18 protein-coding genes and 10 pseudogenes are annotated in these 22739 nt (G+C 67.6%); 8 read left to right on the forward strand and 20 right to left on the reverse strand.

The window, feature by feature from the left end:
* Positions 1–6 precede the first annotated feature (6 nt).
* The 4 genes and pseudogenes from PV963_RS01925 to PV963_RS01940 all read right to left on the reverse strand — a co-directional run bounded on the left by PV963_RS01925 (position 7) and on the right by PV963_RS01940 (position 3068).
* Complete coding sequence (locus PV963_RS01925) at positions 7–843, reverse strand: alpha/beta fold hydrolase (RefSeq protein WP_274813854.1); 837 nt, start codon at positions 841–843, stop codon at positions 7–9.
* Between the two features lie 481 nt (positions 844–1324).
* A pseudogene (locus tag PV963_RS01930) lies at positions 1325–1726 on the reverse strand (PaaI family thioesterase); the annotation flags it as partial.
* A gap of 19 nt (positions 1727–1745) precedes the next feature.
* Positions 1746–2336, reverse strand: coding sequence for a TetR/AcrR family transcriptional regulator (locus PV963_RS01935; protein ID WP_274813855.1), 591 nt, complete (start codon positions 2334–2336; stop codon positions 1746–1748).
* A gap of 231 nt (positions 2337–2567) precedes the next feature.
* The gene (locus PV963_RS01940; protein ID WP_274813856.1) at positions 2568–3068 is read right to left on the reverse strand and encodes a PaaI family thioesterase; all 501 of its coding nucleotides are present in this window, start codon (positions 3066–3068) and stop codon (positions 2568–2570) included.
* Positions 3069–3173: 105 nt separating this feature from the next.
* On the opposite strand from PV963_RS01940, the gene PV963_RS01945 reads away from it, so the two are divergent.
* Positions 3174–3641: a winged helix-turn-helix transcriptional regulator gene (locus PV963_RS01945; protein WP_274813857.1), complete on the forward strand. Its 468-nt coding sequence runs from the start codon at positions 3174–3176 to the stop codon at positions 3639–3641.
* Between the two features lie 601 nt (positions 3642–4242).
* Here the strand turns inward: PV963_RS01945 and PV963_RS01950 are convergent.
* A complete protein-coding gene (locus tag PV963_RS01950; RefSeq protein WP_342456351.1) occupies positions 4243–4791 on the reverse strand; it encodes an alpha/beta hydrolase in 549 nt (182 codons plus the stop codon).
* Positions 4742–5158, reverse strand: a complete 417-nt coding sequence (locus PV963_RS01955) for a hypothetical protein (protein WP_274822297.1) — start codon at positions 5156–5158, stop codon at positions 4742–4744. The genes PV963_RS01950 and PV963_RS01955 overlap by 50 nt, the downstream gene beginning before the upstream one ends.
* 593 nt (positions 5159–5751) lie before the next feature.
* Here PV963_RS01955 and PV963_RS01960 point away from each other — a divergent pair.
* A pseudogene (locus PV963_RS01960) lies at positions 5752–6777 on the forward strand (NADP-dependent oxidoreductase).
* 225 nt (positions 6778–7002) lie between these two features.
* Here PV963_RS01960 and PV963_RS01965 read toward each other — a convergent pair.
* Both PV963_RS01965 and PV963_RS01970 read right to left on the reverse strand, forming a co-directional pair.
* Entirely contained in the window at positions 7003–8007 is a 1005-nt protein-coding gene (locus PV963_RS01965; protein WP_274813858.1) for an enoyl-CoA hydratase/isomerase family protein, read from the reverse strand.
* A 9-nt stretch (positions 8008–8016) separates the two neighbouring features.
* A complete protein-coding gene (locus tag PV963_RS01970; RefSeq protein WP_274813859.1) occupies positions 8017–8229 on the reverse strand; it encodes a hypothetical protein in 213 nt (70 codons plus the stop codon).
* Positions 8230–8842: 613 nt separating this feature from the next.
* Here PV963_RS01970 and PV963_RS01975 point away from each other — a divergent pair.
* The 6 genes and pseudogenes from PV963_RS01975 to PV963_RS43855 form a co-directional block, all read left to right on the forward strand.
* Complete coding sequence (locus PV963_RS01975) at positions 8843–9493, forward strand: alpha/beta hydrolase fold domain-containing protein (protein WP_274813860.1); 651 nt, start codon at positions 8843–8845, stop codon at positions 9491–9493.
* A gap of 185 nt (positions 9494–9678) precedes the next feature.
* A pseudogene (locus PV963_RS01980) lies at positions 9679–11546 on the forward strand (propionyl-CoA synthetase); the annotation flags it as partial.
* A gap of 487 nt (positions 11547–12033) precedes the next feature.
* Positions 12034–12555 (forward strand): annotated as a pseudogene (locus PV963_RS43850) (transposase family protein).
* 169 nt (positions 12556–12724) lie between these two features.
* The gene (locus PV963_RS01990; RefSeq protein ID WP_274813861.1) at positions 12725–13522 is read left to right on the forward strand and encodes an alpha/beta fold hydrolase; all 798 of its coding nucleotides are present in this window, start codon (positions 12725–12727) and stop codon (positions 13520–13522) included.
* A 228-nt stretch (positions 13523–13750) separates the two neighbouring features.
* Complete coding sequence (locus tag PV963_RS01995) at positions 13751–15373, forward strand: MFS transporter (RefSeq protein ID WP_274813862.1); 1623 nt, start codon at positions 13751–13753, stop codon at positions 15371–15373.
* Between the two features lie 622 nt (positions 15374–15995).
* A pseudogene (locus tag PV963_RS43855) lies at positions 15996–16454 on the forward strand (TniQ family protein); the annotation flags it as partial.
* A 72-nt stretch (positions 16455–16526) separates the two neighbouring features.
* Here PV963_RS43855 and PV963_RS02000 read toward each other — a convergent pair.
* The 12 genes and pseudogenes from PV963_RS02000 to PV963_RS02030 all read right to left on the reverse strand — a co-directional run bounded on the left by PV963_RS02000 (position 16527) and on the right by PV963_RS02030 (position 22738).
* Positions 16527–16658 (reverse strand): hypothetical protein, encoded by a 132-nt coding sequence (locus PV963_RS02000; RefSeq protein WP_274813863.1) that lies wholly within the window; start codon positions 16656–16658, stop codon positions 16527–16529.
* A 351-nt stretch (positions 16659–17009) separates the two neighbouring features.
* The gene (locus tag PV963_RS02005) at positions 17010–18050 is read right to left on the reverse strand and encodes an IS630 family transposase (protein WP_274813864.1); all 1041 of its coding nucleotides are present in this window, start codon (positions 18048–18050) and stop codon (positions 17010–17012) included.
* 523 nt (positions 18051–18573) lie between these two features.
* Positions 18574–18813, reverse strand: a complete 240-nt coding sequence (locus PV963_RS43460; protein WP_342456352.1) for an Lrp/AsnC ligand binding domain-containing protein — start codon at positions 18811–18813, stop codon at positions 18574–18576.
* A 116-nt stretch (positions 18814–18929) separates the two neighbouring features.
* A pseudogene (locus PV963_RS43465) lies at positions 18930–19034 on the reverse strand (AsnC family transcriptional regulator); the annotation flags it as partial.
* 405 nt (positions 19035–19439) lie between these two features.
* Positions 19440–19784, reverse strand: coding sequence for an aldehyde dehydrogenase family protein (locus PV963_RS43470; protein WP_342456353.1), 345 nt, complete (start codon positions 19782–19784; stop codon positions 19440–19442).
* Between the two features lie 208 nt (positions 19785–19992).
* Positions 19993–20220: pseudogene (locus PV963_RS43475) on the reverse strand (aldehyde dehydrogenase family protein); the annotation flags it as partial.
* Positions 20221–20314: 94 nt separating this feature from the next.
* Positions 20315–20365, reverse strand: a pseudogene (locus PV963_RS43480) (hypothetical protein); the annotation flags it as partial.
* A gap of 76 nt (positions 20366–20441) precedes the next feature.
* Positions 20442–20516 (reverse strand): annotated as a pseudogene (locus tag PV963_RS43485) (hypothetical protein); the annotation flags it as partial.
* Positions 20517–20547: 31 nt separating this feature from the next.
* A pseudogene (locus tag PV963_RS43490) lies at positions 20548–20919 on the reverse strand (aldehyde dehydrogenase family protein); the annotation flags it as partial.
* A gap of 60 nt (positions 20920–20979) precedes the next feature.
* A complete protein-coding gene (locus PV963_RS02020) occupies positions 20980–21846 on the reverse strand; it encodes an ABC transporter permease (protein ID WP_274813866.1) in 867 nt (288 codons plus the stop codon).
* Positions 21846–22181: an ABC transporter permease gene (locus PV963_RS02025; RefSeq protein WP_274813867.1), complete on the reverse strand. Its 336-nt coding sequence runs from the start codon at positions 22179–22181 to the stop codon at positions 21846–21848. The genes PV963_RS02020 and PV963_RS02025 overlap by 1 nt, the downstream gene beginning before the upstream one ends.
* Positions 22130–22738 carry an ABC transporter permease gene (locus PV963_RS02030; RefSeq protein WP_274813868.1) on the reverse strand — a complete coding sequence of 203 codons (609 nt, stop codon included), beginning with the start codon at positions 22736–22738 and terminating at the stop codon, positions 22130–22132. Before PV963_RS02030 ends, PV963_RS02025 begins: the two co-directional genes overlap by 52 nt.
* Position 22739 lies beyond the last annotated feature (1 nt).

Raw genomic sequence — 22739 nt, forward strand, 5'->3', positions numbered from 1 at the left:
CCCCCATTACCGCTCAAGGAAGTCGAGGGCTTCCGCCACGAACTGCTCGTGGAACTGGAAGATGCCTCCGTGGCCGGCGTCGGGGTAGACGACCAGGTCGGCGTTCGGCAGTCGCCGGGCCAGTTCGAAGGAGTTCTTCGTCGGCACCATCCTGTCGCTCTCGCCGTTGGCGACGAGCACGGGCTGATGGATGACCGAGAGGTCCTGGGACTGCGCGAGCCCCCAGCGGTGGATGGCCTTGAGCTGGGCGAAGTACGACGTGAGGGAGATCGCCTTGTCCCGGTCATGGGTGCGCTCCTTGAGACGGGCCAGGAACTGCTTTCCGGCTCGGCGCCCGCCCGCGGTGCGGGTGAAGAAGAGGAACTGCTTCGGGTCCTGGAGGGTGAACAGGGCCCGGACGGTGTCGAGATGGGACAGTCGGCTCACGTTCTTGATGCCCTCGCCGCCCGCGGGGCCGGTGCCCGTGAGGATCAGCTTGCGGACGAGCTGCGGTTCGTCCTGCGCGATCACCTGAGCGATCATGCCGCCCATCGAGAAGCCGTGAATGTCGACATGTTCGAGCCCGAGTCCCCGGATGAAGGTGACGGCATCCTTCGCCATCTCCTCGATGGTCTTCGGTGTCGAGCCGCTGGACGCGCCGACACCCCTGTTGTCGAAGGTGATGACGCGATGCCTGGCGGCGATGCCGTCGACGACCCGGGGGTCCCAGTTGTCGAGGACCGCGGCGAGGTGGGTGATGAAGACCACCGGTACGCCGGTCTTCGGGCCGAGGTCGCGGTAGGCGAAGGTCACTCCCCCGGCGGCGAGGGTGCGGGTGGGTGCCTTCCTGTGCGACGTCACCACGTCGCCTCGTACTCCTTGTGCGTCGTTCACGGCCGTGCCCTTCTAAATGGGGGTTCTGGACTGCGGCTGCAGTCGGTTCGGTCGGCGGCGGAAGGCCCGCAGGAGTTGGAACCCTGTTCGGTTGAGTCCCTCAGCATCACGCCGACTATTGAAGTATGACCATAATTCAATGCGCTCCGCAAGAGGCGGGCCGCCGGCCAACCGTTTAGAATTATGAACGTAATTTAATTGAAGGGCGCTCCCGTGCCGCCCGACGGGGGCGGAGTCGTGGACAGGGGCACTGCCGATGCCGGCGCTCATGGGTTCGGAGTCCTTCGGATTGCCCCAGGGACGGCGAGTACGGCGTTTGCCGGGAAGGCTGCGGCAGCGTACGGAACGCGGCTCGCCGGATTCGGCCGGGGCGAATCGCTGCGTGCGTGCGGTGGTACGGCCGTCAGCCGACGTCGCGGTCGCCGTCAGGAGCGCTGCCCTGTGCGAGCCATCAACATGCCCGCCGCGGTTCAGGGCGCGGGAACGGAAAGAACATGCAACTGCTCGTGGCGTGGGCGAGCAGGCGGTCCGCCTCGCCGACCAACCGGGCCTGGGCGAGAGCGGTTTGGCGTCCCCTGCTGACGACCGTTCCGATGGCACGGACCTTGCCGGTGTCCACCGTGATCGGCCGGAGGAACTTCACGGTCAGATCAAGCGAGGTGACTGCCCCGCCGGCCGCCGAGTCGAGCAGGGTGGCGTAGACCCCTCCGTGCACACTGCCGATGGAGTTGCAGTGCTCCTCGCCCGGTACCAGCGAGAAGACCACGCGGCCCTCCTCCACTTCCTCGAGGGCGAAGCCCAGAGAGACCACGATGGGCGGTGGAGGCAGGCGTCGCTCGAGCAGGCCGCGCACCCCCTAGAGGGGTGGTGCGTCAGACGCGCTGCCCGGCGTCCAGCAGGGCGAGGGCGTTGTTCACCCCCTGATCGAGGAGTTCATCGGCGAGTTGACGGTCCGTCAAGGCGCGGGAGAGCTGCAGTGTCCCGGCCATCAGGCCGAGGAGGCTGAGCGCCTTCACGCGCGCGGAGGACGGGGCCTGCGGCGCCATGCGGGAGGCAATGCCGTCGATGAGGACCAGCACGCCGTCGGTGTACGCCTGCCTGGTTGCGTCGGTGCAGCGCCCGATCTCGTCGAGCAGAGCGGCGTTGGGGCAGCCATCGCCAAGGCTGTCGCGGTGCTGGGGCGACAGGTACCCCCGCACGATCTGCTCGAGTCCGGCACGGCCAGGCGCAGCCCGCGCGACGACGCTCTCGGCCTGCGCCTTCAACTGGTCGGCGATTGCCGTGGTGACGAGGTCGTCCTTGGATTCGAAGTGAGCGTAGAAGGCCCCATTGGTCAGCCCCGCGTCCTTCATGAGCGTCGAGACTCCGGAGCCGTCGATACCGTCTCGCTTGAACCGGCGGCCCGCCGTCTCGATGATCCGCCGCCTGGTCTCCGCCTTGTGCTCTTTCCCGTACCGCACCACAGCACACGCTCCTTCGCCGGCCGGAAGGACCGGTTGCCCTTAACCGACTTCGCCAGTCTATGGTATTGCGAACGTAATCCAAAGAGTCGACGGCGGCGACGGCAGCGCCTGAGCTCGCCCTCATCGGTGAAGCTCATGGCGTCGGCCGTCACGTGAACCTCACCGACCGCCCCGTCGAGGCACTCCCGGTCGTCCCGGCTGCGCCCACAGACCGAGGGGCCCGCTGCGGAGTCACACCCGAGGGGCAGGTGCTGGGAAGAGCATGCAGCTGCTGGTGGCGTGGGCGAGGAGACGGTCCTTCGCATCGAGCAACTGCGCCTGGGCGAGAGCGGTTTGGCGGCCCTTGCTGACGACCGTGCCGATGGCACGCACCGGGCCCGTGTCCACGGTGATCGGCCGGAGGAACTTCACGGTCAGGTCGAGCGAGGTGTACGTCACGCCCTGCGGGAGGGTGGACTGGACGGCACAGCCCGCCGCCGAGTCGAGCAGGGTGGCGAAGACGCCGCCGTGGACGCTGCCGATCGGGTTGTAGTGTTCCTCCCCCGGTGTCAGCGAGAAGACCGCCCTGCCGGGCTCCACCTCGTCCAGGGCGAAGTCGACGGTGTGGCTGATCGGTGCCCTCGGCAGCCGCCCCGCCTGCACCTCGCGCAGGAAGTCGATACCGGCCATGCGTCCGGCGGCCTCCGCCGAGATCGCGGGATCGTCCCAGTGATACGTACGCGTTCGCCCCACGGTCCAGCGCCCTTCCCTCTGACTGTCAGCTGACTTTTCCAAGTGAAGCTAGGCTTTTGTCCAGCTGACTGTCAATGTCGAAGTCAGCTCCCTTACGATGGTGGGATGGAGTGGCTTGAGGCGAGCACGGAGAACTGCCCCGTCCAGCGCACGCTCGACGTGATCGGGGAGAAATGGACACTGCTGATCCTTCGTGATGCCGTCAACGGCGTCCGCCGCTTCGACGACTTCCACCGCCACATCGGCCTGTCGGAAGCCGTCCTCAGCGACCGCCTCCGCAAGCTGACCTCGGCCGGCATCCTGAAGACCGTCCCCTACCGGGAGCCCGGCAGCCGCACCCGCAATGAATACCGCCTGACCCCCAAGGGCTGGGACCTATGGCCCGTTCTGATGGCGCTGAGACAGTGGGGCGAGACATACGCCCTCGGCGCCGAGGGTCCGGTACTGGACGTACGCCACACCGAGTGCGACGCCCCGGTCCGCGTCGTCGTCGAGTGCTCAGCGGAGCACTCCACCCTCACTCCCCGTGAAGTCACCGCCCGGCTGGGAACAGGCGCCCGCCTCCGGCCGTGAGCCATCGACCTCGCGGTCGCGGGCAGGACTGCGGCGAGACATCGGCTGAGTGCCGCGTACTCGGCCGCTCTCGGATCGCTTCGGCCGCGCGGGGTGTCGGCGTGTGCCTCGCTCGACGCGGACTTCATGATCCGGCTCGGCAGCACGTGACCGTTGGGCAGGGTCGGGTGGCCCGGAGTGAGGTCATGGGTGGTTGCCCTTCGGCGGGAATGGGTGCCTTGGCATGGCACGTCGACAGGACTCAGGTTTCGGCCGCCTCAGCCGCGAAGCGGCCGGCGTGCTCAGGCAAGTTCGCGTTTGAGCCGGTCGCCCACAGCATGGTGAGTACGTCGCCGACGGCTGCGGTGACGTCGCTGTCGACCGGACGCGATGGATCCTCGGCCCGGACGGCGACCCGAAAGTCGGCGAGCTAGGTCGCGCACGGCGGTGCCCGCGCGTAGGAAGCCGCCGTCGTGGTCGGCCGTCCGGCCGTCGCCTGCTGGACCGGGACGAGGTCACGGGCGTCGCGGACCTGCGCGCCCGCAGGCCATGTCCGTGTCCGTCCACCGTCCCGATCCGGCAGGCGCGCGGATCTTGCGACTGCCGCGCCCCTACCGCGCGATCAGATCTTCGTCTTCTCCCGGACCCACGCGCCGATCTGTGCGATGGCGACGTCGGCCTCCGGAACCCGGCCGGCACCGTAGACGTACGAGTGCTGGCCTCCCGGGACCACAACGGTCGCCGAGTCGATTCCGGCGTCCTTGACGCGGGCGGCGAACTCCTCGTCCTCGCCGGCCAGGACCTCGTACGTTCCCCAGGAGACGAGGGTCGGGGGCAGACCGCTCAGGTCCGCCCGGTTCAGATTGATCCGGGGGTCCGTGAACTCGATGTCCGTGCCGCCCACCCAGGACTCCCGGAAGAACCCCAGCAGATCCTTGCTGAGTATCTTGTCCGTCTCGGCGTTGGTCGCCTTGGTCTGGTTGGCGATCTCGAGGTCGCACCAGGGGGAAATCGACACGATGGCACCGGGCAGCGGCTGCTTCTTGTCACGGAGGCGAAGCGCCAGGGCGACGGCGATGAACCCGCCGATCGAATGGCCGATCGTGATGATGTTTCCCGGCTCATACCCTTCGGAGAGCAGCCAGTTGAAGGCCGTCTCCGCGTCGTCCACCTGAGCCGGGTACTTGTGTTCCGGTGCTCGCCGGAAATCCAGGACCAGTACGGGGCCCTGCGGCCTTGGCGATATGGCCGGCGAGCTCTCGGTCGACGAATGCCGACGACAGAACGGAGCCCCCCGCGTGACCGTGCAGGAGGACGTAGTCGGTGTTGGCGTCGACCGGTTCGCACCAGATTCCCAGCACGCCACCCGCGTCCACCTCCCGATAGGTGACGCCTTCCGGCTCCCGGGCCGTGAGATGGACGCTCTCCACCCGGGTGCGCATCGCATCCACCTCGGACTCGGGAATCACCAGTCCGGCCATGAAGTCCGCGAACGCGATCGCTTCCGGGCTCAGTTCAACAGCAGCGTGATCAGACACGGGGCACCTCGTCTGGCCACCACGAGCCCTCCCGGTCGCAACCGTGCTCAGCTCACTCGGCGGACCTCATCCGAAATGCGGGGCCGGGGACACTCTCGATGTCTTCCGCCTGTACGACGTGGCCTCGTTCGCAGCGGACCTGGGCGTCGACGTGCCGCATCCGCGGTGTCGCGCCAGTAGGGCCGGGCCCCGGGGTCGGCGCGGAAGCAGTCGCCCCACAGCAACAACCCCATCACGGCCGGCACCAGATCCATGCCCTTGGGCGCGACCACGCACTTCGGTCGGCTCCGGGAGCCCGGCTCCTTGCAGGTCTCGGTCGCCAGGATCCCTTCCTCCACCAGCATCCGAAGTCGCGACGCAAGGAGGTTGCGAGGACAGCCGAGGGCTCGTTCGGCCCTGCCGGCGCCCTGAAGAGCTTCGGTCCGCGCCTTCACGGGGCGGCTCCGACCTCATCTGAGTTTACTTTTCTATACTCAGGAAGTAGCGTCGTGGCCAGCACATCAACCGGCCGCACGCGAGAAACGGGCGCGCGGGGGGACCCGCGCGAAGAATCAGATCGACCACCGGAACACCCACGCAGAAAGGCGGCCGGCATGAAGGCATTCGTCGTCGAGAAGTACGGCAAGGACGGCGCGCGCGCCGCAGAGGTGCCCGAGCCCTCGGTCGGAGACCGCGACGTCGTCTGGTCAGAGTGAGCGCCTCCAGCATCAACCCGCTGGACAAAATGGTCCGCAACGGGGAGTTCAAGCAGCTCCTGAAGTACAAGCTTCCGTTCGTCCTCGGCCACGACGTGGCCGGCGTCGTGACGCGGGTCGGCTCCGCCGTACGTGGCTTCGAAGTCGGCGACGAGGTCTACGCCCGTCCGCGCGACCTGCGGATCGGAGGCTTCGCGGAGTTCATCGCGATCGACATGGACGATGTCGCGCCCAAACCGGCCTCCCTCACCCTCCAAGAGGCAGCCGCGGTGCCACTGGTGGCCCTGGCCGCCTGGCAGGTTCTCGTCGACCGTGCCCACGTGCAGCCGGGCCAGAAGGTACTCATCCACGCCGGTGCCGGTCCTCGGCTCGACAGTCGTCCAGCTCGCCAAACACCTCGGCGCCACAGTGGCGACGACCACGAACACCGATACCGAGAAGCTGGTCAGGAGCCTCGGCGCCGACGTCGTCGTCGACTACACCAAGGAAGACTTCTCGAAGGTGCTGTCCGGATACGACCTGGTGCTGGACTCCCTTGGCGGCGCGAACCTCGAGAAGTCGCTGACCGTACTGAAGCCCGGCGGCCTGGCCATCAGTGTCGTCGGCCCGCCGGACGCCGGCTTCGCCAAGCAGCTCGGCGCCCCCTCCTTCATGGGCCTGGTCATGAACACCCTCAGCCGCAAGATCCGTAAGCAGGCCAAAGCACTGGGCGTGCGCTACCAGTTCTTCTTCATGCAGGCCAACGGCTCCCAGCTGCGCAAGCTCGGCGCCCTCTACGACAGCGGGAAGCTCCGCCCGGTCATCGACAGCACCTTCCCGTTCGACCAGACGCTCGAGGCGATGGCGCACGTCGAGCAGGGCCGCACCGAGGCCGGCAAGGTCGTGGTCTCGAACACGGCGGACGGACCGCCACGCCTGGCGTGAGCCCGCGCAGGCAGAGAGACGAGGATCTCCCGAGGTGGGCGAGACGCACCGACGGCTCGCAGCTCTCGACGCCGCGACGGACGCATGACTGGCTCATAGCGCCTTCCGCTCCCGCTTCCGCGACAACCCGGTCGACGGGGCCCGCGATTCCGTCTCGTTGAAGCGCGCCCCTCCTGCACGACCAGCCCCTTGCGCGAGGCGGTGTCCTGCTCACGGTGGACACGCTCAGAACGGCAACGCCCGTCCGCCGAGCGACGCACGGTGCCAGTCGGGAGTGCGGTCCTTGTCGACCAAGGCCGCACGGACGCCCTCCACGAAGTCCGGCGTGCGGATGGTCGTACGCGTGAGGGCGAGTTCGTCGCTCAGGCACTCGCGCAACGTGTGCTGCCTGCCCCGGGCCAGCAGGGCATGAGTGATCTCCAGGCTCTGCGGCGAGGCGTCCAAGGCGACCAACGCGGTTGCCGCCCAGGGGGTGTCGAGGTGACGCAAGCGCTTCTCGATCTCGCCCAGGGTCGGCGCGCCGAACGCCCAGTCCACGGCCCCGCGTACCGCCAGCCTGCTCTGCGCCACCGGCGAGCGGCCGGCGAGGCGGTTCAGGACCACGTCCACCGGGTCGCCTGGGTTGTCGGCAAGGGCATCGCCGACCGCGTCGATCCCGTCCGCGGGGACGAAGTGCGTGGCCAGCCCGGCGTACAGGGCGTCTGCCGCGTCGAGCCGGTGCCCCGTCAGTCCCAGGTACATGCCGATCGCGCCGGGCAACCGCGGCAGAAAGTAGCTGGCCCCGACGTCGGGGAAGAACCCGATCCCGGTCTCGGGCATCGCCAGCACCGCGCGCTCGGTGACGACGCGGAAGCTGCCGTGGACGGACAGGCCGAGACCGCCGCCCATGCACAGGCCGTCGATGAGCGACACGACCGGCACGGGATACTCGGCGATCCGGGCGTTGAGCCGGTACTCGGAGGCGAAGAACCGCTCACTGGCCGCGGCATCCCCGGCGAGGCTGTGCTCCCGGATCGTGCGGATGTCTCCACCGGCACAGAACGCCTTCGTGCTGGTACTGGCGAGCACCACAGCGGACGGCGGTGTGTGCTCCCACTCGGCGAGCACACGGTCGATGGCGGCGACCATGCCTGTCGTCAGGGCGTTGAGCGCCTTGGGCCGGTTCAAAAGGATCCGGCCGACGCCCCGGTGGACGTCGGCGAGAACCTCGGCCGCGGCGGTATCGGTCATCGGTCGTCGTCATCTCGTTTCCGCGCGGATTTGGCTGTCATGTCCATCATGTTCCTCACTCGCCGGGTGTCGGGCACGGATCTGCGCGCAGAGATCCTGGATCTCGTCCACGGTGGGACGACGGGGTTGTTGGTCCTTGTCGATGCCGTGGGCTTGCAGGGTGGGCACGTCAAGATCCTGACACACGGCTGCTAGCGCCTCCACGGGCTCGTCGGCGGCCAAGGCGTCACCGTCACCGTCGGTGGCGGCTCCGAGGGTGCGGGCGCAGTCGGCGTACCGGCCCCCGGCGGCGGGCGCGGAGTGCCGTCGTCAGCGCAGCAGGGAAATTCCTCCGTCGTCTCCCCCTGGTCGGCGTGCTGCGGGGCCGCCTGCCGCCTCGGTGGGATACACGTGCACCCGCAGCGCAGCTCCTCCCGCGCTCCACGCCGATGCCTTGGAAGAGCCTCCTCGCATCCATGGGGTGACTCCACTCGACTGAGTTTACTTTCCTATACTCAGCAAGTAGCGTCATGACCAGCACATCGACCCGGCTGCCGCGAGGGAACCCGGCACCGCGCCCGTCCGAGAAGGAGCACCACCATGGGACTGAGCCAGAGGCACACGAGTTCGCGGAGTTCCTCGCGAGCGTGAGCGCGAAGTCGTCCACACCCGGCCTCGACCTGGCCGTCATCCGCGACATCGTCGACTCCAACCACAAGGCGTCGACCGAGCCGGAAGGCGTCACCTACGCCGAGGTGGACGCCGGCGGCGTCCCCGCCCTGTGGGCCATCCCCGAGGGAGCCGACCCCGACCGGGCGCTGCTCCACTTCCACTTCGGCGGATCCGTCACGCTTCGATGCACTCCGACCGCAAGGCCGCCGGCCACATCGCGAAGGCGGCCGGAGCCCGCTCCCTCGTCGTGGACTTCCGCCTGGCGCCCGAGCACCCCTACCCCGCGCAGCTCGACGACGCCGAGACCGCCTACCGCTGGCTGCTCTCGCAGGGCTACCAGCCTCAGAACATCGGCAGCACGGGCCACTCCATCGGCGGCACCCTCGCGGTGATGCTTCCGCTGCGCCTGATCGCCAAGGGCGAGGCCACCCCCGGCGCGATCGTCAGTGTCTCTCCCTGGACCGACCTCACCCTCCAGAACCCGGCAGTGGACGCAAACGAGGCAAGCGACAAGATGCTCAGCCGCGGCACGCTGGAGCTCTTCCGAGGAGCCTGGCTGCAGGACCCCGCCGCGGATTTCACCGCCCCCGAGATCAGCATCGCGAACGCCGACCTGACCGGCCTGCCGCCCGACCGTCCACTACGGCGAGTACGAGACCCTCGCCGACGACGGCGCCCAGCTCGGCCCCGCCTCGCGGACTTCAAGGTCACCTCCGAGGTCCACCCACTGCCCGAAGGGCAGCACTCGTTCGTCCTGGGCGCCGGGCGCGTACCCGAGGTGGACCAGGCGATCCAGCAGATGGGTCAGTGGCTCCGTAAGCACCTCGGCACGTGAGCAGCAGCTGCGTCTGACGGCGGGCCTGTTGACGGCCAGGCCGCCGCACGACCGCCATGCCGGTGACCGGTCCACCGTTCTTCGGCATCCTGCTCGACCATGCCGGCCGGCATACGGTACTTGTGTCCGACACCGTTCCGCACGCAGCCCCACCACCGTCCCTCGATGCCACAAAGGAGTGCGCGATGGGAACGTACGAGGATGTCTTCCGCGCCAGTACCGAGGACCCGGAGAGCTTCTGGCTGAAGGCGGCAGAGGGCATCGACTGGGATGTCACCCCGCGACGCGCCCTGGACTCCTCGGGCGCACCGTTCTACCGCTGGTTTCCCGACGGGCGGCTCAACGTCTGTTTCAACGCGCTCGACCGGCACGTCGAAGCCGGCCGCGGCGAACAGCCCGCGCTCATCTACGACTCCCCGTGACCGACACCCGGCGCACCTACACCTATGCGCAGCTGAGGGACGAGGTGGCGGCCTTCGCCGGAGCGCTGGCACAACTCGGTGTGGGGCATGGCGACCGCGTGGTGATCTACATGCCGATGGTTCCCGAGGCCGTCGTCGCGATGCTGGCCTGTGCACGCATCGGCGCGGTCCACTCGGTCGTCTTCGGCGGGTTCGCCCCGCGCGAACTCGCCCTCCGTATCGATGACGCGGCTCCCAAGGTGGTCGTCTCCGCCTCCTGCGGCATCGAGGGCCAGCGCGTCATCGCATACAAGCCCCTGCTGGACCGGGCGATCGAACTCGCCGTCCACAAGCCCGAGAAGTGCGTGATCCTGCAACGCCCGCAGGAGCCGGCCGCGCTGGGCCCGGACGATCTCGACTGGGCCGGCGTGGTGGCCGCCGCGTCGCCGGCCGACTGCGTTCCCGTCCCCGCCACCGATCCCCTCTACATCCTCTACACGTCCGGAACGACCGGAAAGCCCAAGGGAGTCGTGCGTGACTGCGGCGGCTGCGCGGTGGCCCTGCACTGGTCGATGGGCGCCGTGTACGACGTGGGCCCGGGCGAGACGATGTTCACCGGCTCCGACGTCGGCTGGGTCGTCGGGCACTCCTACATCGTCTACGCGCCCCTGCTGACCGGCGCGACGACGGTCCTGTACGAGGGCAAGCCGGTCGGCACCCCGGACGCGGGCCAGTTCTGGCGCGTGGCCGCCGAGTACCGGGTCAAGACCATGTTCACGGCGCCCACCGCCTTCCGGGCGATCAGGAAGGAGGACCCGAAGGGGGCGCTCACCGCCGGCTACGACCTCTCCCACCTGCGCTATCTCTTTCTGGCCGGTGAGCGCCTGGACCCCGAGACCTACCACTGGGCGAGCGCTCTGCTGGGCGTCCCGGTGATCGACCACTGGTGGCAGACCGAGACCGGGTGGCCCATCGTCGCCAACCCCGTGGGCATCGAAGCCGCTCCCCTCAAGCCCGGCTCCCCGACCCGCCCGCTGCCGGGCTGGGACGTCCGCGTCCTCGACGCTTCGGGCGAGCCGGTGCCTGCGGGCGTGGACGGCGCGATCGTCGTGAGGCTTCCCCTGCCGCCCGGCGCGCTCCCCACTCTCTGGAAGGACGACGACCGCTACGTCGCCTCCTACCTCTCCGCCTACGACGGCTACTACCTCACCGGCGACAGCGGCCACATCGACGACGACGGCTACGTCTTCGTGATGGGCCGCACCGACGACGTCATCAACGTCGCCGGCCACCGGCTGTCCACCGGCAGCATGGAAGAGGCCCTGGCCGCCCATCCCGACGTCGCCGAATGCGCCGTCATCGGCGTCGCCGACGCCCTCAAGGGACAGGTACCGCGCGGCTTCGTCGTCCTGAAAGCAGGCAGCAACCGCGAACCGAGCGAGGTCGAGTCCGAACTCGTCCAGCTCGTACGCGAACGCATCGGTGCCGTCGCCTCCCTCAAGGACGTCACGGTCGTGGCCGCCCTGCCCAAGACCCGCTCGGGAAAGATCCTGCGCAAGACCATGCGCGGCATCGCCGACGGCCGCGACGAACCCATCCCGTCCACGGTGGACGACCCGGGCGTCATCGAGGTCCTGCGCCCGGTACTCCGCCGCGCCGGCCGCACCCGTGAAGGGGCATCGACCTCGCGATCGAGCACGAGAAGGCCGGACGCCCGCTCAGCGCGCAGCCGGGGCTCGTCACCGGACTCGTCGCACCGACCCGCACCCGGGCCTGGGGAGACCGACGCGATGCCGGTCTGGTACGGGCCCAGTCAGTCTGGTGCGGTGAGCAGGGCGGCCAGTGGCTGATGGAGGATGTCCCTCACGGCATCCCGGGGAGTGACGTGTGCCGGTCGTCTCGGCGACACAAACGACGGACAGAAGCACCTTGCCGTCCTCGATTGCGGATCCCATCCCAAGGTCATGCGTCGTCTCGGTGCCGTCCTGCTCGTTCAGTGAGCCTTTCTCGGTAACCGGCGGTCACCGATCGTGACGCTTCGGCTTGCGGCGCCGCTCTCTCCAACCTCAAGTCCGGGCAGACGTAAGGCTCCTGATAGGGACGATCTTGCGACAGAAAGATCCGACCGAGGGGCCTCATGTGTCGACCAGCGTCACATACACCGCCGTGCTCGATGCGCAGCGGTCCACCGCCGAGCATCTGGCCCGGCTGCTGCGAGACCGTCGGGCCGAGATCGGCACCCGCAGGGGACGACGTGCGCTGGGCTGCTTTGGGCAGGCCGTATTCGTCCTGCGCTGGTTCATCGACGGCACGCGTATGGCCCAACTCGCCCGTGACAACGGCCTGTCAACATCCACCGCCTACCGGTACCTGCACGAAGGACTCACCGTCCTGGCGGCCGGCGCACCAGATCTCGACACCGCGCTGCGACGCGCGAAAGAGGCCGGGCTGACCCATCTGAACCAGGCGGCAAGCTGACCGAGGCGCAGCAGACCTGCAACAAGGTCATCCGGGATGTCCACGGCGTGTGCTAGCGCGCCAACTCCCTGCTCAAGACAACGTTCAAGGCCCTGCGCCGAGTCAGCCTCGACCCCAGCAGGATCACCGAGATCGCCGCAGCCGCCCTTTCCCCTGCAACTGGAGTACGGCCGCCCCATCTGACGGAGATCACGGAAGCTGGGACTTGAAAGGGACAGCCGGCGACCGCCATTTGGCCGCTCGACGCGCCCACCCGCAGGCGACACCGCGCGCCGCGTCCGACGCGCACAGGTAGCAGGACCAGCAGTATCTCGCAGAGGCGCGAAGGCCTCGTCTAGCTGAGGAAGTCGCTATGCCGTCGATTGCCGTGAACGGGACAGACATCTACTACGAGCTTCGGGGCAATGGCCCATCGGTGCTGTTCATCTCCGGCGCGACCGGCGATGCCGGACACTTCGACCGAGTCGCGGACTTGCTCGCCGACGAATTCACCGTGGTCACCTACGACAGGCGTGGCAACTCCCGCAGCCCCCGCCCCAGCGGGTGGGAGGCCACATCTGTAGCCGAGCAGGCCGACGACGCCGCAGTACTTCTCACCGCGCTCGCGCTCGCTCCCGCCGCCGTGTTCGGCAACAGCTATGGGGCGATCACCGCCCTCGACCTGCTCATCCGCCACGCCGACGTCGTCCGCGGCGCCCTCCTTCACGAGATCACGCTCTTCTCAGTCCTGGAGAACCCGGGCGAGGCCCAGGCCGCAGTGAGGTCGGTCGTCCAAGCAGGGATGGCCGCCGGGGGGCCTCAGGCAGCCGTAGAGCGCTTCATCCGATTTGCTGCGGGCGACGAGACCTGGGATCGCCTGGCCCCGGACCTGCGCCACAGGATGGCCTCGAACGGGGAGACTCTTTTCGGCGTCGAGATGGGGACGTTCGAGTCCTACCATCCTGACGACGCGACGCTCGCCGGCATCACCGCCCCTGCCCAGGTCTTGGTCGGCCGGGAATCACCGGATTCCTTCCATGAAGCCGCCACCTGGCTCGCCGCCCGACTCGGGGTCGAGGTAGCGCAGACCCCAGGCGCACACACGCCGCAGTGGGATCGACCCGAGGAACTCGTCCGCACCATCAGGCCGTTCCTGCGCGCACTCTCGTAGCTGGCCGACCGCAGGGCCCGGACCGGCGCGAAACGGACTGGAGATCCCGATCAGCCTCGCCGAGATGCCCGCACCGCGCTCAGTCGCAACCCTCCGGAAGTCACGAAATCCTTCAACTCGCAAATCCGCCGGAGGGCACAAAATTATTCAGTCCGCAAATCCGGCAGAGGGCATACAGTCCGTTCGGCCGCAACAGTCTTGGCAAGAAAATCTAAGCTTGACGGCGTCGTGGAGTTTGCTTATGGTCCAGTCGTTCAGGTTCCCGCCGATCGATATCCGAAGGTGTTCATGGCCACGCCTCCAACGTTGTCGAAGTCCAGGCAGCAGTTGATTCTTTCCGTTCTTATGTTGTGTTCGCTGCTGATTTGGATAGAAAATACCGTCCTGAGTACTACGCTGGAGACCCTTGCAGACCCGGTCCGTGGACTGGGGGCCAATCCTGGTCAGCTGCAATGGGCGACCGGTTCGTACACCCTGGCCTTCGCCACATTAATGTTCACTGCAGGCGCATTGGGCGATCGGTTCGGTCACCGGACTGTGTTTTCCAGTGGGCTGGTGATCTTCGCCGGGTCCTCGCTGTGGGCGGCGTACGCAAGCGATGCGGGCCAGCTGATTGCAGCTCGGGCTGCGATGGGGGTGGGCAGCGCGCTGATCACGCCCGCCATGATGGCCATCCTTATGTGGACCTTTACCGGCCCCGCGCGGGCTGCCGCGATCGGCATTTTCTCGACGTCGGCCGGTGTCGGAATGGCCGCCGGCCCGGTTCTGGCGGGGTTCCTGCTCGATCATTTCTGGTGGGGCTCGGTCTTTCTGATCAATATTCCGGTCGCGGCATTGGCGTTGGTCGGGCTCGCCGTGCTGGTTCCGAATTTCCGCAGCCCCACTCCGCGACCACTGGACCCCGCTGGAATGTTGCTGTCGATCAGTGGGCTCGTGGCGTTGGCCTACGGACTGATCCGGGCGGGGCAGGTGACGGTGTGGAGTCGTACCGACGTCTGGGCGCCGATCGTTGTCGGTCTGGTCCTGCTGGCCGTTTTCGTACTCGTCGAACTGCGCCTCAAGATGCCCAGCTTTGATCCGCGACTGTTCGCGCAACGCACATTCGGTGGCGGCAATGTGGCGCTCGGATTGCTGCTCTTCGGTGTGGCCGCCATCACCTTCTATAACGCGTTCTACCTGCAAGGCGCGCTCGGGTTTTCGGCGATGAAGGCGGGTTTGGCCAATATCCCGACCGCACTCGGCGCGCTCGCTGGGGCGCCCCTTGCCTCGCGCCTCGTTCGCCGCCTGCCGCTACGCCTTGTCACCGTGCCGGCGTTAACCGTGGCTGCGCTGACCATGGGCGGGTACGGGTTCCTCGGACTCCAAACTCCACTCGTCTGGATCGAGATCCTGTTGTTGATCCAGGGCCTCTCGATCGGCATGGTGATCGGCCCCGTTACGGCCGCATTGATCAGCGACCTGCCGTTGGAACAGGCCGGTGCGGGATCGGCCGTCACCAACACCGTGCGACAAACCGGCAGTGTGATCGGAATCGCAGTAGGCGGCACGATCATGTCGATCATGTACCGACGTGCGATCGAACCTTCGCTGGAGGGTGCACCCGGTCCGGTGCGGGATCAGGCGCGAGTTTCCGCCGAACAGGCCCGTCACGTCGCCACCGCTATCCACCGGCCCGCTCTTGCTCAGGCTGCTGATAATGCGTTTATCCATGCTATGCACGTCGGCGCGGGCTGGATCGCGGTCATCGCACTCCTCGGAGCAGCTGTGCTGCTGATTACCTTGCCTGCTGTCGGAAAGAAGAAGGGTCCGATACCGGAGCCGGACTACGAAGAGGCCCGCAGCTCCGTCTGAGAGTGTGACGGCAGAACCCAGGCTCAGGCCCGCCGCAGGGCAGCATCGAATACCAGCTTCCGCAGCTCAGCGGGGTCTGCGACCGGGATCGATAGTTGACACAAGGCAACGTTGGTGACCTGCACTGATGCCAATTACCTTCAGCGGCTGGAAGTACGGAATCAGAGAGATAGTTGGCACTTCGGTACAGCGCAGGTCAAGGGGCATGCTGCCGTAGCTAGTGCTGTGACCGGGAAGGTCGCCGGGTTGGTGGTTGGGGCGGTTGGATGGGCGGTGACGTCGGTTTCGACCGCTGGAGGTGTGGTGGCTGAGCCTGTGCGGGTGCACAGACTGACCGATCAGGAAGGGCAGAAGCTGCAGCAGATCTTGCGCCGGGGAAGTACCAGCTCGGTGCGCTACCGGCGAATTCCGCTGTTCGATGGTCGGGGCACTCCGGCAAGAGCATGCTGTGCGCCATGAAGACGAAGCGAATGAGGCTCGCCTCGCACCTTGCGGGCAGGACTGGCGAACACGCCATGCTTCAGTGCAAGGTGCAGTGGTGTACCGACGGCGTAGATCTCCGCACAGAGAAGAGGCGTACTGCGGTCTTGGATGACACCAGCCCTGCTGCGGAGTCGACCCGATGACTCATTTGAGGGTACTCCCTCGAAGTCTCGCCCCGCTCGCCGAAGAGTCACTGCCCGGGTATGTGCTCCGGCTCGCCTACCGGCTGGACCGCTCGCCCTGGCGCATCGGTGAGCTGTGCGGGTTGGGCACCTTCCAGACAGCCATCGCCCACCGTAATTTGCGCGCTGTTCCGGCTGCGGTCTCAGCACAGTTCTCAGCGGCGGCTGGACTGCGGACGGAGGAAGTTGCCTCCATGACCATGCAACGGTTCGCTTCCACGTACCCCCTGCTCCAGCGCGTTCAGACAGATACCGCGTTCACGGGACGTAGCGCATTAGTAAACTGGGCGGTGAACCCTTCCACCAGATTCTGCCCCGAGTGTCTTCGTGGCAACGGCAGTCCGGTCCAGGCTGCATTCGGCGGCGCGTGGAAGATCCGCTGGCACCTCCCGATGTCCTTCGCGTGCTTGCAGCACCACCGCCTCCTGCGCGCCGTGTGCCCCTCCTGCTCAAACCCTCTCAACACGAACAGCCCGGGGACAGTCAGGTTAATCAAGCTGCCGCGCGTCGCCGGCCTCCACCCACTCCAGTGCCGCCACATTCCGGCCGACCAGATCGGCAAACGCGCCTTCAGGACCGCCACCGCATGTGGTGCACGACTCGATGAGGTTCTCGATCACGACGGCAGGGTGGGGAGCAAGGACCTCGGCCAGCTACTCGCTCTGCAGCAGCTCTTGGATCAAGAGCTGGCAGCAAATGAGCAGCCCGCTGGGATTTCTCGTCCTGCCGACAAATCGTTCTTCCCGGACTTGGTCATGGCAGCCCATCTCATCAGACTCAGTTGGCCGGTCGGGGAAGCACTACTGCCGTCGCAAGCCCTGGCGGCGCTGGTCGACACGCACTGCGCACCGGTCGCGCCGCCCGCACCCGCGCAGCGCGGCGCATCGTCGGACCACAGACACCTCGATACCCGATACACCCCTACCGACCCCGCCCAATGCGGGGCGCTCCTGCTAGCGGCCCACAACCTACTAGTGTCCTGCGCCGGAGATCCGTCGGCAGAAGCGGGCGAGGGAGTCGAGGATCTCTTCGGCTGTCTTGGTCCAGATGAAGGGCTTGGGGTCTTCGTTCCAGTTCTTGACCCATGCGCGGATGTCAGCTTCGAGGGCCTGCACGTTCTTGTGTGCGCCGCGGCGGATCTTCTGGTCGGCGAGGAAACCGAACCACCGCTCGACCTGGTTGATCCAGGAGGAACCGGTCGGGGTGAAGTGCATGTGGAAGCGAGGGTGTTTGGCGAGCCACGTCTTGACCGCCGGGGTCTTGTGGGTGCCGTAGTCGTCGCAGATCAAGTGGATCTGCAGATGCGCCGGAACCTCCTTGTCGATCCTGACCAGGAACTTCTTGAACTCCACTGCCCGGTGCCGGCGGTGCAGGGCGCTGATGACCTCGCCGGTGGCGACATCGAACGCGGCGAACAAGGTGGTCAGGCCGTTGCGCACGGAGTCGTGAGTGCGCCGTTCGGGCATGCCCGGCATTATCGGCAGCACCGGCTGGGACCGGTCCAGGACCTGGATCTGCGACTTCTCATCCACACACAGCACAACCGCGCCCTCGGGCGGGTTGAAGTAGAGGCCGACGACGTCGTAGACCTTCTCCACGAACAGCGGGTCCGTCGACAGCTTGAACGTGTCCGCCAGATGCGGCTTGAGCTGGAACTTCCGCCAGATCCGGCCCACGGTCGACTTCGACAGGCCGCTGCGGTCCGCCATCGACCTGCGCGACCAGTGCGTGGCGTTCTTCGGGAGTTGTTCCAGCGTGGTGACCACGACGGCTTCCACCTGGTCGACGCTGATGGTGGGCGGTCGGCCCGGCCGGGGCTCGTCCACCAGCCCGTCCAGCCGGTGGGCGAGGAATCGCCGCCGCCACTTGCGGACTGTGTCCGCGGTGACCCGCAGGTCCCGAGCAACCGCCACGATCGGCGGCACCTCCGGCCCCGCGCACGCCAGCACAATCCGCGCGCGCAGAGCCAGGGCCTGGGCAGACGTGGCCCGACGCGTCCACCGCTCCAACATCGCCCGCTCCTCAGCGGACAGCAGCAACGGTTCCAGCTTCGGACCCCGACGAGGAACTGACGCACCAGCAGCAGAAGTCACGCAACAACTAACGATCAACTACTGGCGCAGGACACTAGCCCGCTGGCGCCGACGTGCACGTCACGCACGGGCAAGCTACTCATGGCGACCAAACCGGCCCACGTCGAAGGCCTGCGCAAGACCCACGAGATCATGTCCGGCCAGCTCGGGATCGAGACCCGGCTGATCCCCCGAAGCGGGATCCACTCCGAGATCGGCTCCGACCGCTTCCACGGCGGAATGGTCGACGCCAGAGCGCCGTGCTGCACGTCGACGGAGATCACCACCAAGGAGGAGTACTTGGCCCGCCAATCCGCCCGGTCGGTGTGCTCGGCGCCTGTCCTTCTCCCCACATCGCCAGGGCGACCGCCTGGGTGTCGAAGACACCTTGGCCACCGGGGTGGAGGTGGTGGTCTTTATGATCACGGTGGACTGGACGGGGAAGTGGCGATGGCGGCGCTGCTCACCCCGATGGCGTGGTACGCCGTTTCTTCGGGGACGGTTGACGATGCTGGACAGGGTGAGGGCGGTGACCGTGTCCCGTACGCCGGGCATCTGGGCGATGTTCTCCCAGACGACTCGTGCGCGTTCCAGGCGAGGCCGCCTCCAAGCGCACCATGATGTCGTAGTCGCCGCTGAGGATCTCACAGATGACGACCTCCGGAATGCCCTTGAGTGCGGCCAGGACGTCGCCTCCGCGCATGCGGTCCTGGCGGTAGATGAGGACGAGCGCCGAGACGACATTGCCGGTGTCCTCGCCCGGACGGACGATGGTGTAGCCAGCGATGTGGCCGTTCCGCTCCAGCCGTCGATGCGCTGGCGCACCGCATTACGGGAGAGCAGCACCCTGCCGGCCAGCTCCGAGTGCGAGAGGCGGGCGTTGCGGGTCAGCTCGGCGATGATCTTCTCGTCGATGGCGTCCACGGCCAACCGTCTACTTCGTCAAGTCGGTGGAGATGGCCGTCCCACGGCACTCGGGTCACGGGTGCCATGGGGGCTGCGGAGCATGGTGGGGTGCGGGTGAGGAAGAACCGAGACTCCCCACCGGGCTGCCGTGGCTGCTTGACGTCCCAGACGCCCTGCCCCGCCAACGCCGGATGTCCTTTGCTGTCGGTGACCAGGATCTGAGAGGCAGGCGCCGACGGCAGGAACTGCTTCACACCGCCGTCCTGTCGAAGATCCGCCCGGGCGGCCAGGCTGGCGACATTGAGGCCGCCGGAGACTGGCGGCCACCCTTGACCGGGTCGCTGGTAGTGGAATGGACCCTCACCCCGGTCACTGCCTTGCCCTGCACGACGGGGGGAGAGGGCTCCGCTAGTTTCGGCTTGCTCAGCTGTGAAAGCCGGGCAGTGACAGGTACTTGAGCTGTTGGTACTCGTGGAGGCCCTCAGGTCCGCCTTCGCGGCCCAGGCCGGACTGCTTGACCCCGCCGAAGGGCGCCGCGACCTCGGAGAGCAGGCCGCGGTTGATGCCGACCATTCCGGCCTGCAAGCGGGCGGCGACCCGGCGGGCGCGGTCGATGTGGGACGTCATCACGTACGACGCGAGGCCGTGCTCGGTGTTGTTGGCCACCGTGATGGCCTCGGCCTCGGTGGAGAACCGGTGGATGGCGGCAACGGGTCCGAAGACCTCCTCGTGCATGATCGCGGCGTCGGCGGGGACGTGGTCCAGCACGGTGGGGGCGGCCAGTGGCCCGGCCCGTCAGGGATATCCGCCTTGCCGATGACGACGGCGCCCCGGGCCACGGCGTCCTCGACGAGGTGGCGGACCTTGTCCACCGCACGGTGGTCGGCCAGCGGCCCGAGCTCGGTGTCCTCCCGGTCCGGGAGCCGACCCGAATGGCGGCAATCCGTTCGCCCAGCGCCGCGGCGAACTCGTCGGCGATCCCGTCCTGGACCAGGAACCGGTTGGCGCCGACACAGGACTGGCCGCCCAGCCGCATCTTCGCGATCATCGCTTCGCGGACCGCGAGGTCGAGGTCGGCGTCGTCGAAGACCAGGAACGGCGCGTTGCCGCCCAGCTCCATCGAGGTGCGCAGCACCCGGGCACCGCTCTGCTGAAGCAGCAGCCTGCCGACGGGAGTGGACCCGGTGAAGGACAGCTTGCGCAGCCGGGGTCGGCCAGCAGCGCCGTGGTGACCGCTGCGCGTCGCTGCTGGTGATCACAGTCAGGACGCCTGTGGGCGCGCCGGCCTCGCGTGCCAGCTCGCCCAGTATCAGGGAGGACAGCGGGGTGAGCGCTGCCGGTTTGAGCACGGCGGTGCAGCCTGCGGCGAGGGCGGCGGCGGCCTTGCGGGGCGGCCATGGCCAGCGGCACGTTCCACGGAGTGATCAGCAGGCAGGGCCCGACCGGTTCCGCGACGGTGACGATGTGACTCTTGCCGTCCGGAGGGCGTGCTGCGTGCATGGGGGCGGACCGCCTCCTCGGCGTACCACCGGAAATAGGCCGCGGCGTAGTCGACCTCGCCCCGGGCTTCGGCGATCGTCTTGCCGATCTCCAGCGTGATGATGCGGGCCAGACGCTCACGGTGTTCGGTCATGGCGTCGGTGATCCGGTGCAGGACGGTCGCCCGGTCCCGCGGGCTGGTGAGGGCCCACTGGTCGGCGGCCGCGGCCGCCGCGTCCAGTGCTTTCAGCGCGTCTTGTGTGCCGCAGTCGGCGACGGTGGCTATGACTTCCTCGGTCGCGGGGTTGCGCACCTCGAAGGTGCGACCGCCGGTGGCGGGTTGCCAGTCGTGGGCCAGGAAGCCACGGGGGACGGATTCCAGGACTGCCGACTCCACTGAGGGAGCGGTGAGGGTGTCAGTCATGCGCGTGGCTCTTTCGCTGATCGCAGGATGGTGTGTTGAGAGAGCACGATCGGTGGGTGGTCATACGGCCTCGCCTCCCGGGTTGGCGACACCGACGGTGTTCTCGACCGAGAGCAGGGAGTCCTGCCGTCCGGAGCCGAGCCAGCGCACCAGGGCCACCAGGCCCAGGGCGAGGATCGCGAAGGCGATGAGGATCGCGCTGACCGCGGTCACGCTGGGGTCGATCTCGAAGGTGAGCGAGTTGTAGACCTGCACCGGCAGGGTGACGGTGTCGACCGAGGACAGGAACTGGGAGATGTAGAACTCGTCGAAGCTGGTGATGAAGGAGAAGATCGCCGCCGCGATCATGCCCGGCGCAGCGAGCGGGAAGGTGATCTTCCGGGCGATCGTGAGGCGGCCGGCGCCCATGCTGGCGGCGGCGTCCTCGAGGCGTTCGTCGATGCCGCGCAGGGTCGCGATCAGGATCAGCACCGCGATCGGTGAGGCCAGCACCGTGTGGCCCAGCGCGATCGCGATGGGGCTGCCCAACATCGCGGCCGGTTCGAAGAACAGGAACAGCCCGAGCGCGGTGACGATCTGCGGGATGACCAGCGGTCCCAGGACCAGGGCGAACACCGCCGAGCGCAGCGGCAGTTCACTGCGGACCAGCGCGGTCGCCGCGGTGACCCCGATGACCAGGGAGAACACAGTGCTCAGGGCCGCGACCAGGGCGGACAGGGACAGTGCGGCCGGCCATTTGCTGCCGTCGGCGAACAGGGCCTTGTACCAGTTCAGCGTCCACGTCTCCGGGGGGAAGGAGGCGAAGGCGTTGTTGCTGAAGGAGGTGACGAGGATGACGACGATCGGCAGCGCCAAAAACAGCAGGATGATGGTGGCGACCGCGGTCAGGGCGATGCGGCCGGCGAGGGTCTTGCGCAGTTCCATCATCACGCGCTCCTCTTCTTACGGCCCGCGCCCAGCGAGGTCACGGCCTTGACCAGCAGCAGTCCGGCCAGGGTGAGGACCAGCAGGATGACGCCCTGGGCGGCCGCTCCGTTCCACTGGTTCTCCTTGGTGACCTGCTGGTTGATGAGAGTGGCGATCATCGTCTGGTTCGGTCCGCCCATCAGGGCCGGGGTGATGTAGTAGCCCAGCGACAGGATGAAGCTGAGCAGCCCGGCACTGGCCAGCCCGGGGGCGACCAGCGGCAGATAGATACGCCGGAAGATCGTCACCTTGCCCGCGCCCATGCTGGACGCGGCCGCCAGCAGCCGGCGGTCCACCCGCGCATCACCCCATAAAGGAGCAGCACCGTGTAGGGGAGCATCATCGACGTCGTACCGATGACCACACCCAGCTCGTTGTAGAGCAGCTGGAACGGGGCACCGGGAACCGACATGCTGGTCAGGGACTCGTTCACCAGGCCCTTGTCACCGAGCATGATGATCCAGCCGTACGTGCGCACCAGCGCGGAGACGAAGTGCGGGACGACCACGACCAGCATCGCCAGGCCCGCCAGGACGGGCTTGAGCCGAGTGATCGCCTGGGCCAGGACGAAGCCGAACACCAGGCTCAGCACCGCCGTCTCGGCGGAGATCCGCAGCGTGGTGAGCAGCACCGACAGGTTCACGCCCGTCAGTGCGTCGGCGTACCAGTGCAGGGTGAACGCGCCGTCGGCGTCCTTCAGGCTCAGCAGCAGTGTGGAAAAGATCGGGTAGACGAACAGCACCAGCAGATACACGACGACGGGGAGCGCGTACAGGATCCCGACGCGGGTCCGGCGTGATGCGAGGAGTTTGCGGGGGCGGGCGGGAGCGCCCGCGGTGAGGGTGGCTGCCATG

This window comes from Streptomyces coeruleorubidus (assembly GCF_028885415.1).
GTDB classification, from domain to species: Bacteria; Actinomycetota; Actinomycetes; order Streptomycetales; family Streptomycetaceae; genus Streptomyces; species Streptomyces coeruleorubidus_A.